Origin of the sequence: Pseudomonas endophytica, assembly GCF_001411475.1 — a bacterium.
Lineage (GTDB): Bacteria > Pseudomonadota > Gammaproteobacteria > Pseudomonadales > Pseudomonadaceae > Aquipseudomonas > Aquipseudomonas endophytica.
In genome coordinates, this window is the sequence record NZ_LLWH01000031.1 from 1 (window position 1) to 11,322 (window position 11,322).

The window sequence follows — 11,322 nt, forward strand, 5'->3', positions numbered from 1 at the left end:
CTGATCCAGTGCGGGTAGCGCCTCACTCAGCCGCTGCAACAGCGCTTTGACCTGCTTGCGTTTGGCCAGGTACCCGGTCGGCCCAGGCTTGGGGTGGGCGCTGTCCCAATACTGCTCGACCATCCCGGCTAACAGGCAGAGCGCATCAGCCCACTGCGGCCATTGCCGGGTACGCAGCCAGACCGTCTGCAGATGGGCAGCAATACGAAAGTGCTTGCACTGGGTTGCTAGGTACTGACGCGCTGCTTCGTCGATATAGGGCCAGTCAATACGAGCCTCGTGCAGACCGCCGAGCTTGACCATCTCCTGATCGATGGCCTGATAAGTTTCATCTTCTACATCAAAGTAGCCAGCAGGCTGTTGCACGTCGATAGGCGCCAGCAGCAAGGCTACGATCCCAGGCGGCACATCAATTACCAGCGACATAACTGGCGCTCCTGCTCGATCAGCGCGCCTAATCCGTCGGCGTCGAACATTAGGCCATCTAGTGCTGGATAATCACTTTCCAAACGTAAACGCTGACCACCCCCCATGCCACGCAGCAAGTCAATGGCGGGCAGCCCGCGCCCGGCATCAATAACCTTGCCGGTGTCGAGCACCCGCCACTCTCGTACCGCACCCAACGGACGGTCATCCTTGAAGAGCCGCAAGCGTATGCGGTTCGGCGCCACAGGTTCGGCCATCAGCAGTTGCAAGGTTGAAATACCCGACTGGCAACTGATCACCATGTAGGGTCGCAGACCTACCGCACCCAAGGCGGGTGCTGAAATCAACAGCTGTGGTTGAAGGGAATGACCAGCGACAGGCCAGAGCGATAGCAAAAAACGGCTGTCTTCGGGAGGGCGCTGAGCCTCGTTCATCTGTACCCAGTTAGCCACTTCCGAGGGCTGTTTGGACGCCGTACGCGTGGTGGCTGGCGGCACCCGCGCAGGCGTGCCCGCGGCCTGATCGAAACAGGCTAAACGCTGCAAAGCCGACACCACTGCGGTGCAATCACGTACGGGCGCTGCCTGCGCCTGCACTGCCCATCCCACTACACTCCCCAACACCCACATCAAGGCGCTTTTAATCAACACAGTCCCATCCATTTTATTGGCCGTTACAAATCTTGCGCCACACGCCATGAGGCAAACACTGCCTTTGAGACTTGACAGCGCAACACCCCGAGTACAATCAATCGCACCTAAATTAATATCGCCAAATATTCAGTATTTGATAAACAGGCCTCTGAATTTTGCAGTGAAAATTCCCACACTTAACTTACACCAAAACTAAGCACGCAATACCTGCAAAACTACGCCAAGCCCACAACACGAACAAACATACAATAAGAAAAGATTCCACCAGACCACAATAAGAATTCTTTTCTTGTAGGAGTATTCCTTATTTATAAAAATATCTTTAAAACTCAACCGGTTGAAATATTCAGAAGTACTATAGGTAATTATTCCTACAACAAAGAGGCAGCCAGACTACATTACAACATGCGTTTTTTATGAGCTAAATAACTCACCTCTAAAAAGGATGTTACCCATGTCAAAGAAACTTGGCTCAGTTGCCCCCAAAGAACGCATCAACATCAAGTATGTCCCAGCCACCGGCGATCAACAGTCAGAAGTAGAACTACCGTTGAAGTTATTGATCACCGGTGACTTCAAAGGTCATGGAGAAGCAACTTCTCTGGAAGAGCGCCAAGCCGTTCGCATCGATAAAGACACATTTAATGAGGTACTGGCCAAGGCCAACATAGGCTTGGAAATGGCTGTGCCATGCGTACTGAATAACGACCAAGAGAGCGACCTGCAGGTCAGCCTGCAGTTCAACACGATCAACGACTTCGGCCCTGACGCCGTAGCGCGCCAAGTGCCCGAGCTGAACAAACTACTGGAGCTGCGCCAAGCCTTGGTAGCCCTCAAAGGGCCGATGGGCAATGTCCCGGCCTTTCGCAAGCAATTGCAGCACCTTTTGAGCGATGAACAGACCCGAGCCCGACTGATCAGCGAGCTGAACCTCGCGCTGGACGCCCCTGCCCCCTCGGCCTAAGGCCATTTGAGTTGAAGTGTCTCCCTGCCATCCGATTCGAACGGAGTATTGCCATGCACACGCAAAGCCCTCTCGCCACTTCTTTGGACGTCATGGACGCCCCCTTGGAAGGCACCCTGCTAGATCAAATCATGCAGCAGACCATGCTCCAGCCCAGCCAAGAAGGGTATGCCGTCGCCCGGCAGGGTGTGGCCGCCTTTATCAGTGAAATCCTTAAAAGCGACAGCACTGATCAACTGATCAACAAGCACCGGGTTGACCAGATGATTGCCGAGGTAGATCGGGCCTTGGGCAAACAGATGGACGTAATCCTGCACCAGCCCGCCTACCAGGAGCTGGAATCGGCATGGCGTGGCCTGAAGCTGTTGGTTGATCGCACCGACTTTCGCGAAAACATCAAACTAGAAGTGCTGCACGTCACCAAAGACGAGTTACTAGACGATTTTGACAACGCTGGCGACATTACCCGCAGTGGGCTGTACAAGCATGTCTACACCGCAGGCTTCGGCCAATTCGGGGGCGAACCGATTGCCAGCATCGTCGGTAATTACACCTTCGGCCCATCCTCGCCAGATATCAAATTGCTCAGCTACATGGCTTCGATCGGCGCCATGGCTCACGCCCCGTTCGTGACCGCCGCGGGCCCGGAGTTCTTCAACCTCGATGGGTTCCAGAATCTGCCCAACCTCAAAGAGGTCAAAGATATCTTCGACGGTCCACGCCACACCAAATGGCGCGGTTTGCGAGACTCCGAAGATGCTCGACATTTGGTGCTGGGCCTGCCGCGCTTCTTGTTGCGCCAGCCTTACGACCCGCTGGAAAACCCGACCAGCAGCTTCATGTACGACGAAACCATCGACGGCCAGCACGACCATTACCTGTGGGGCAACACCGCCTACTTGATTGCCAGCCGTATTACCGACAGTTTTGCCCAATATCGCTGGTGCGCCAACATCATCGGCCCGCAATCAGGGGGTGCTGTCGAAGACCTGCCCGTGCATCTGTATGAAGCCTTCGGTCAGTTACAAGCCAAGATTCCGACTGAAGTGCTGATCTCCGATCGCAAGGAATTTGAGCTGTCCGAAGAAGGCTTCATGCCGCTGACCATGCGCAAGGATAGCGACAACGCGGCGTTTTTCTCGGCCAACTCCGTGCAGCGGCCGAAGAACTTCCCCAAGACCCGCGAAGGTCAAGAAGCCCAGACCAACTATAAGCTCGGCACCCAGTTGCCGTACCTGTTCATCGTCAACCGCCTAGCTCACTACATCAAAGTGCTGCAACGCGAACAGATCGGTAGCTGGAAGGAGCGCCAGGATCTGGAGCGCGAGCTCAATATGTGGCTCAAGCAATACGTTGCCGACCAAGAAAACCCCTCATCCGACGTGCGTAGCCGCCGTCCTTTGCGTGCCGCCAAGATCCAAGTAAATGACGTCGAGGGAAATCCAGGTTGGTACCAGGTCTCGTTGGCTGTACGCCCGCACTTCAAATATATGGGTGCCAACTTTGAAATCTCGCTAGTCGGGCGGCTGGACATGCAGTGACGGAGTGCCTTGATGGCCAGTTTGTTCGAACGGCTTGAGCCAGACGCTCCGCAGCGCCAGCGTTGGACACGCGAGCAACTGGCGCACCAACAGGTTGAGGCCATCAAACAGCACTTGGAACGCCTACTCAATGCCCGACGGGGCTGTTCACAAAGCAGCCCCGAGCTGGGTTTGAACGATTTCAATGGCGGGGCAATCGGCAGTGCTGACTTGGTCATCCACATCAGCACCGATATCCGCCGCTCGGTAGAGGCCTTCGAGCCACGGATCAAAGTGCTCGGCGTGCGGTTCCAGCCTGACCCGCAACTGCCACTGGAACTGACGTTTCGGCTCGACTGCCAGGTGCGACTGAACAACAAGGACGAACTGGTGCAGCTCACCGTGGCTATGCACGGCCAGGATCGTTACACCCGCGTGACCTGAGGACACTATGAATCTACGCGATATGTTCAACGACGAGATGCGCTATTTGCGTGAGCTTGGTCGCGAGTTTGCCCAAGACAACCCACAACTGGCGCGTTTTCTCGGTGACGAGGCTGGCGACCCGGACGTAGAACGGCTGCTGGAAGGCTTCGCTTTTCTGACCTCCAAGTTGCGCCTGAAAATTGAAAGTGATTTTCCAGAGCTGACCCATCCGTTACTACAAATGCTGTGGCCCAACTACCTGCGCCCGCTGCCCAGCATGACCATGGTGCGTTTCGATCCAGTCAAACAGTCGGTGACCCAGCGCCAAGTCTTACCTAAAGGCAGTCGCTTGTTCGCCAAGGAGGTGGACGGCATTCGTTGCGAATTTCGCACCTGCATAGACGTGGCCCTGTTCCCATTGTCATTGGTTGAGGTTAGCGATGCGCACAGCCGTGAAAAATCGGTAATGCGCATTGATCTCCAGGTACGGACTCAGCACCCACTCAATGAAATGGCCTGTGACCGCTTGGACTTTCACCTGAGTGGCGATAGCAGTACCGCCTTGACCCTGTACCTGTGGATCGCCCGCTACCTTAAATCTGTGCATGTCCAAATCGACGGTACGCGTTACAGCCTGTCTAGCAAAGACCTTGCCTTCCCTGGCTTCAGCCCAGAGGAAGCCTTGTTGCCCTACCCGCGCAATGTGTTTGATGGTTATCGCATCCTGCAGGAGTACTTTGTTTTCCCCCAACGATTTCATTTTTTCAGCCTGACGCGTCTACTGCGGGTCTGGCCAGCCATTCAGGCCCAAGCCCTGCGCTTTGAGTTCGAGTTTTCTAGGCCCATGCCGTCCACGGTCCGGCTGAAAACCAGTGACATCAGCCTGTACTGTGCACCGGCAGTCAACCTGTTCCAGCACGACGCAGAACCGCTCAATCTCAACGGTCGCACAGTGGATCAGCGTGTTCAGCCCAGCGGTCAGCGCCCGGACGCCTACGAGGTGTTCAGCATCGACCGGGTCACCGGCCAAGCGGAAGGTCAAACCAGGCGAGTCTACCCGCCATTCGAGTCGTTCCAGCATGAGGTTGAACATGCCCAGCAGCGTACCGCGGTTTACTACCGTACCCGTGTAGAAGACTCGTTGGGCCGCGAAGGCGTACTGCATCGCATCGCCTTTGTGCGCGGCGATGAAAGCGCACATATCGACCACCAAGAAACCATTTCGCTGGAATTGACCTGCAGCAACCGTGATCTGCCTCAGGCACTGGCCGTGGGCGATCTATGCCTGACCACAGAGCACACCCCGACGCTGGCCACCTACACCAACCTCACTGCGCCCACCCGCAGTTATCCGCCCGTGCTCGATGCCAGCCTGCACTGGACACTGATTTCCAATCTGTCACTGAACTACCTGTCGCTGTTATCGGCAGAGCCACTGAAGGCGGTCATTCGCGCCTATGACTTTGCTGCGCTGCATGACCTGCAGCAGGCCCGTGCCACGCGCAAGCGTCTGGATGGCATCGGCGAAGCCACCACCCGGCCCATTGACCTGCTGATGAAAGGCTTGCCCATCCGTGGCCTGACCACGCACTTGAAGCTGGATCAATCAGCCTTCCTCTGCGAAGGCGATCTTTACCTGTTCAGCACGGTGCTGTCCCACTTTTTTGCGCTCTACGCCAGCATCAACGCCTTCCACCAACTGGAAGTGACCAACACCACCAATAACGAGCACTACCAATGGCCCCTGCTGACCGGCAAACAACCCGTGATCTGACCGACACGCTGCTGGCCGACGCACGGAACTATTCGTTCTATCGTCTGCTGGAGCATTTACATGCGCTGCATGGCGATAACCTTGAGGTGGATGCACCGAGCGCGGCCAAGCACCGTCGTGTGCGCTTGCAGACCCATCCAGGGCTTGGATTTCCGGCCTCCGACGTGACCATGGCCGAACGGCGCACTGAAGACCATTACCGCGTGCAGACGACATTTTTCGGCTTGCACGGCAGCGATTCGCCCCTGCCCGGCTACTACCTTGACCTCGTGGCCTATGAAGATGCCCAAGGCCGAGGCATTCGCCCTGCTTTTCTGGACTTTTTCAACCATCGGCTGCTGACCTTGCTGCATGACAGCTGGCGTCGCTATCGCTACTACATCCGCTTCCAGTCCGAAGCCCGCGACGGCTATTCGCGCTATATATTTTCTTTGATAGGCCTCAATGACAGAGAGCTGCGCGGAGCCACGGCTCTGCCATGGAGCCGGTTACTGAGCTTTGCCGGACTAATCGCCAGCCGCAGTCGTTCACCGACGATGGTCGCCGGGATCGTCGGCCACTGCTTTGACCTGCGCGGTGTGCATATTCGTGAATTCGACGTGCGCTACGTCACGCTTCAGCCCCACGAACTGCTGGCACTGGGACAGCCGAACAAAGGCGTACTAGGCGATAGTTTTGTCGTCGGTGGTCGGGTCAAGACCCGCCGCAGCAAATTTACTCTGGTTATCCCGGATCTAGATGAAGCGCGCTTTCGCCAGTTCCTGCCCAGCGGCCAACAGTTCCAAGCGTTGCGCACGCTGATAAATGTGCTGCTGCGGGACGTGATCGCCTACGACTTGGAACTGGGCCTGCGTCAGGAAGACGTACCGCCGTTCAACCTTGGCCGCCAACACGGCACCCACTTGGGCTGGACTAGTTTTCTTGACAAACAAGACTACCGACAGACCGCCGTGGTGCGGATCAAGGGCCGAGCATGACCGTGTCGGCTCCCCGCATGACCTTAGTGGTGCGCAACCCCGAGCACTTGCTGCATGGCTGCACGGCCAACCACCCGTTCGATCCTGCGGGTGGCAGCATTGGCAGTGTTGCCTGCGACTGGGTACTCAATGACCGCCAACACGCGATTTACCCGCTGCATTGCGAAATACGCCTAGTTGAAGGTCGTTTCTGCGTCATCGACCGTTGCGGACTCACCCGCATCAATGGCCATGCTCTGGCCATGGGGCGCAACACGACAGTGCGGCTCAACGAGGGCGACAGCCTGCATGTGGGTGCCTACACCCTGAATGTGTACTTGCAGCACGATCATGGCGCCACCTACAGCGTGACTTACCAGCACCTCAGCCAGCATGCAATTACGGCTCTGTTCAATGAAAGCCGCTGCCCGTTAGAGACGCTGCTGGAAGGGCATCAGCCCACACCAGAACCGGATGTTTCTACTCAGCAGTACTCGCTGGAGTTTGAACGTTTGGGCGCACCGCTTGGCTTGCATGAGCAATACGATCCGTTACGAGCACTGGACGCTACTCACACCCCGCGCGCGCCCATGGAACTGACCTTGGCGACATTCGAGCACGCCCTCCACGTCCCCCCCCTTTCTTGCCGCCTCACCGCTGGAGACACTCCTATGACACAACAGCCAGTTTCGCCTAGGCGATCCCCAGCGCGATACCCTGCTGTGCTCGCACGTACCCTCACCCTGATCATTACCTGCTTATTGCTGGGCGGCTGCACGATGCTGGGCAAACTCGGCCACGTCATCATGAACCCCTCTACCCCGGTGGGTGAACCGAAGGATCAGCCTACCCAGATCGCCTTAAGCCTGTACGCCACTCACACTGTCAACCCAAACGCCGGAAGCGTGCGCGATGAGTCCTCCAGCGAGCAGGAGGACCCTGTGACGCAAAAGGCTGCCGGCTATACGGTAAATTTCAGTGCCAGCAGCCCGCTTGACCTGACCGAAAGGTTGGAGGCCCTGCTCGATCATCTGCACACCACGTCCCCAGCGTACTCAGCAGCGACACCTGATGCTGACGCCCCGACGATGTCCCCCCTCGAACGCTCCGTGCTCGGTGACTATACCGACCCACAGATCAGCTTCACGGCACCGGACCACCGCGCATCCAAGGCGCCCACGCCTGAAGACATCGCCACGCCCATTGCCTTCAAGATCGTGCAATTGAAAGACGACTCACTGTTGCAGGACGCCAATCTGGAAGCGCTGACCAAGGATCTGCAACAGGCACTGGGCAGCACTTACATCGATGCGGATGACTACGTACTCCTACCCGGCCAATTCAAGTTCATCAACTACCAAGCCATCGACGAGAAAGCCCGCTACCTAGCGGTGATTGCCCACTACCACGAAACCACTGGCACCCAGTGGAAGCAAATTCTGCGTATCGACCCCAAAGGTCGCCAGTACGCCTTGCTGGCGCACTTCGATACCACCCACATCGAGTTCAAGGACGAGACGCCATGACCCGCAGCGCCCGCTCGTTCTGCCCGCCGACGTCCGTCCTTTTCTTCCCTATGCAGAGAGCCTGCCGATGAGTTCTAACCCCGTGATCTGGCACGAAGGTTTGTTCGTCAAACCCCAGCACTTTCAACAGCAGGCACGTGCAGCTGAGGCGCAGTTACAACAGCGCCTGAACTGCATCAATGACACGCTGTATGGCTTCAGTGAGCTGGAGCTCAACCCCGAGTACCTGAGCTTCGGCAAGATCGCCATCATCCGCGCCCGCGGCGTAATGCCCGATGGCAGTGTCTTTGATATTCCCAATGACCAGCCGCCCCCACCTGCGCTGGACATCCCCGACAGCTCAGCGGTCAACCAGATCGTTCACCTGTGCCTGCTGTTACGCAGCGATGGAGCAGTGGAAGTGCAATGGCCCGACAGCTACGCCAACAGCCGCTACAGCGCCCAACGCAGCGAGGTGCACGACACCCACAGCGAAGAAGGCGACCAAGTAAGCATGGAGTTAGCCGTACCGAACCTGCAGATGATGCTGGAGCGCAATGATCGCAGTGCATTTACCGGGATTGCATTGGGCCGGATTCTGGACAAACGCCCGGACGGCAGCCTGCTGATGGACGAAGATTTCTACCCAACCAGTGTCTCCGTACAGGCGGTGCCACCGCTCAAACGCTACTTGGGTGAAATTGCCGGGCTGATGCGCGAACGTGCTCGAGCCATTGCCGAGCGTATCGGTTCGGCCAGCCAATCCGGGGTGGCGGATGTCACCGATTTCAACCTGTTGCAAACACTCAATCGTCTTTATCCGCTGTTCCAGCATCTGGCACGCCGCCAACATGTGCATCCTGAGCAACTCTATATCGCCTTCAGTCAGGCCTGCGGCGAGCTGGTCACTTTTACCGACGACGGTCGCTTACCTCTGGAGTATCCGGCGTACCAGCATGATCAGCTGCGCAAATCGCTCAAGCCTCTGCAGGACACCCTGCGCCGGGCCTTGGGCACCGTGCTGCAACCTCGCGCCGTGTCCTTGCCTATCGAAACCCAGCAATACGGGGTGCTGACGGCCGCCGTGAATGATCGCCTACTGCTAGAGGATGCCGAATTCATCCTCGCGGTGCGCGCACAGATGCCGTTGGACATCCTGCGCCAACAATTCCTGCAACAGACCAAAGTCAGTTCATTGGAACAACTCAGCAAGCTGGTCAGCCTGCAACTGCCCGGCATCCCGCTGATCCCGCTGCCGGTGGCACCTCGGCATCTGCCCTTCCATGCCGGCTTCAGCTACTTCGAACTCGACCGCCATCATCCTGCATGGCAGAGCCTGAACGGCGCAGCCGGCTTCGGCTTCCACATCGCCGCCGAATTCCCAGAACTGGAACTGCAGTTCTGGGCCATCAGGAGCCAATGAGATGACAGATTCGATCACTGCACCTCAGACCGATACGCCCGATCCGTCACTGAAACATATGCTGCACCAAGCAACCGACGAAGACTCGACTGAGTTGGCCGCTGCGCCTCAAACGCAGCAGGAACTGGAAAAGGCCGACCCGCAATTCCAGCTGCGTGGTCTGGCCTACAACCCATTGGCCGACGCCGCCATGCCATTGTTCGGGCTGGTCATTCGTCTGCGCTCACTGGATCAGTGCAATGACGTACCCGCCTTGTACCGCAGCGTGCATAACCAGATCACCATCATCCTCGAAGAAGTACGTCAATCCGACTACGACGATGCCACCCGGCTGGCCTACTCCTACAGCCTGGGCCTGCTGATGGACGAAACCGTGATGGCGACGCCTTGGGGCAAACATTCCACGTGGAGTGGGTGCTCCTTGCTCAGTGACATCCACAAGGAAACCTGGGGCGGTGAGAAATTTTTCACCGTGCTCTCACGCTTGCAAATGGACGCAGCAAAGTACCAACACCTGCTGGAGTTCATGTACCTGTGCCTGTGCATGGGGCTAAAAGGCAAATACGCCCTACAGCCCAACGGCGAGGCCGAACGGCAAAAGATCATCACCAAGCTGCACCGCATCCTGCGCGACCTGCGCGGCCCTGCGCCCGAACGCTTGACTGACCCGCTGAACAACGTCGCTCCGCGCCATTATCGGGTCAACCAACAGTGGCCGTGGTGGACACCATGGGCTGCAGTCACGGCAGTGCTGATGATCGCCTACACGGTCTACGCCGTACGCCTTAACACCATCACCCAAGAAGTGCTGCGCGCCTTGGACGGAATTCTCACGCTTTAAACCTCGGGCCGATACACAGGCCCCACTGAACTTTTTCGCCCTCAACCCTGAAGGTTGAGCGCGAACCACGAATTGGCGCCCTTCGCGCCAGTACCCACCGTCAGGTCGACGGTGGCGACCTGACGGTCGTTTTTTTAGCGCTACAAGGAGTTGGTCATGCCTACACCCGCGTATATCAAGATCACAGGAAAGACTCAGGGTCTTATCACTCAAGGTGCCTTCACCGCTGACTCGGTCGGCAACGTGTTTGTCGAAGGCCATGAGGATCAAATTCTCGTTCAGGAAATCGACCATTTGATTTCCACCCCAACAGATCCACAAAGCGGACAGCCATCAGGTCAGCGTGTGCATGGCCCATTCGCCTTCACGTGCGCCTTGAATAAGGCCACGCCATTGCTCTATCAGGCACTGGCAACTGGGGAAATGTTGCCGTCTGTTGAGGTCGACTGGTATCGCACCTCTACCGAAGGCAAGCAGGAGAAGTTCTTTAGCACCAAGCTCGAAGACGCAGTCATCGTAACCATCGACACCAAGTTGCCCCATGCCCAAAACCCTGAAAACAGCGACTACACGCAGTTGATCGCAGTCAGCATGTCTTATCGAAAAATCGTGTGGGAACACAGCATCTCAGGCACCGAAGGCTCGGACGACTGGCGCAAGCCGGTTTAACTCAACGCGACCACGCCTGCCCGCTGACGGGCAGGGCTTTTACTGCTCGCTACCTTCCAGCCCGTCGAGATCTCGGGTTGGGCGGTAGCGTGTCTCAAGGAGGGCGTTATGCCCCGCCAAAGCGACCTGCGCTACACCTTCGAACCCAGCAGTGGCGCCGACTTC

11 protein-coding genes are annotated in these 11,322 nt (G+C 57.2%); 9 read left to right on the top strand and 2 right to left on the bottom strand.

Going from position 1 to position 11,322, the window contains the following annotated elements:
• Positions 1-426: type VI secretion system ImpA family N-terminal domain-containing protein (locus tag AQS70_RS03710; protein ID WP_187331772.1), on the bottom strand; the 426-nt coding region annotated here is incomplete at its 3' end.
• A complete protein-coding gene (gene vasI, locus AQS70_RS03715) occupies positions 414-1,076 on the bottom strand; it encodes a type VI secretion system-associated protein VasI (protein WP_241492796.1) in 663 nt (220 codons plus the stop codon). The genes vasI and AQS70_RS03710, both read right to left, overlap by 13 nt.
• A 457-nt stretch (positions 1,077-1,533) precedes the next feature.
• On the opposite strand from vasI, the gene tssB reads away from it, so the two are divergent.
• The 9 genes from tssB to AQS70_RS03760 all read left to right on the top strand — a co-directional run bounded on the left by tssB (position 1,534) and on the right by AQS70_RS03760 (position 11,157).
• Entirely contained in the window at positions 1,534-2,043 is a 510-nt protein-coding gene (tssB, locus tag AQS70_RS03720) for a type VI secretion system contractile sheath small subunit (RefSeq protein ID WP_055101576.1), read from the top strand.
• A 53-nt stretch (positions 2,044-2,096) separates the two neighbouring features.
• Positions 2,097-3,584, top strand: coding sequence for a type VI secretion system contractile sheath large subunit (gene tssC / locus AQS70_RS03725; RefSeq protein WP_055101577.1), 1,488 nt, complete (start codon positions 2,097-2,099; stop codon positions 3,582-3,584).
• A 12-nt stretch (positions 3,585-3,596) separates the two neighbouring features.
• On the top strand, positions 3,597-4,007 hold the full coding sequence (gene tssE / locus AQS70_RS03730) for a type VI secretion system baseplate subunit TssE (RefSeq protein WP_055101578.1): 411 nt from the start codon (positions 3,597-3,599) through the stop codon (positions 4,005-4,007).
• A 7-nt stretch (positions 4,008-4,014) separates the two neighbouring features.
• A complete protein-coding gene (tssF, locus tag AQS70_RS03735; protein WP_055101579.1) occupies positions 4,015-5,763 on the top strand; it encodes a type VI secretion system baseplate subunit TssF in 1,749 nt (582 codons plus the stop codon).
• Positions 5,727-6,740, top strand: a complete 1,014-nt coding sequence (gene tssG / locus AQS70_RS03740; RefSeq protein ID WP_055101580.1) for a type VI secretion system baseplate subunit TssG — start codon at positions 5,727-5,729, stop codon at positions 6,738-6,740. The genes tssF and tssG overlap by 37 nt, the downstream gene beginning before the upstream one ends.
• Positions 6,737-8,245, top strand: coding sequence for a type VI secretion system lipoprotein TssJ (gene tssJ, locus AQS70_RS03745; protein ID WP_055101581.1), 1,509 nt, complete (start codon positions 6,737-6,739; stop codon positions 8,243-8,245). The genes tssG and tssJ overlap by 4 nt, the downstream gene beginning before the upstream one ends.
• A 67-nt stretch (positions 8,246-8,312) precedes the next feature.
• Positions 8,313-9,647, top strand: coding sequence for a type VI secretion system baseplate subunit TssK (gene tssK / locus AQS70_RS03750; protein WP_055101582.1), 1,335 nt, complete (start codon positions 8,313-8,315; stop codon positions 9,645-9,647).
• Position 9,648: 1 nt separating this feature from the next.
• A complete protein-coding gene (gene icmH, locus AQS70_RS03755; RefSeq protein WP_055101583.1) occupies positions 9,649-10,488 on the top strand; it encodes a type IVB secretion system protein IcmH/DotU in 840 nt (279 codons plus the stop codon).
• 156 nt (positions 10,489-10,644) lie between these two features.
• Entirely contained in the window at positions 10,645-11,157 is a 513-nt protein-coding gene (locus AQS70_RS03760; RefSeq protein ID WP_055101584.1) for an Hcp family type VI secretion system effector, read from the top strand.
• Positions 11,158-11,322 lie beyond the last annotated feature (165 nt).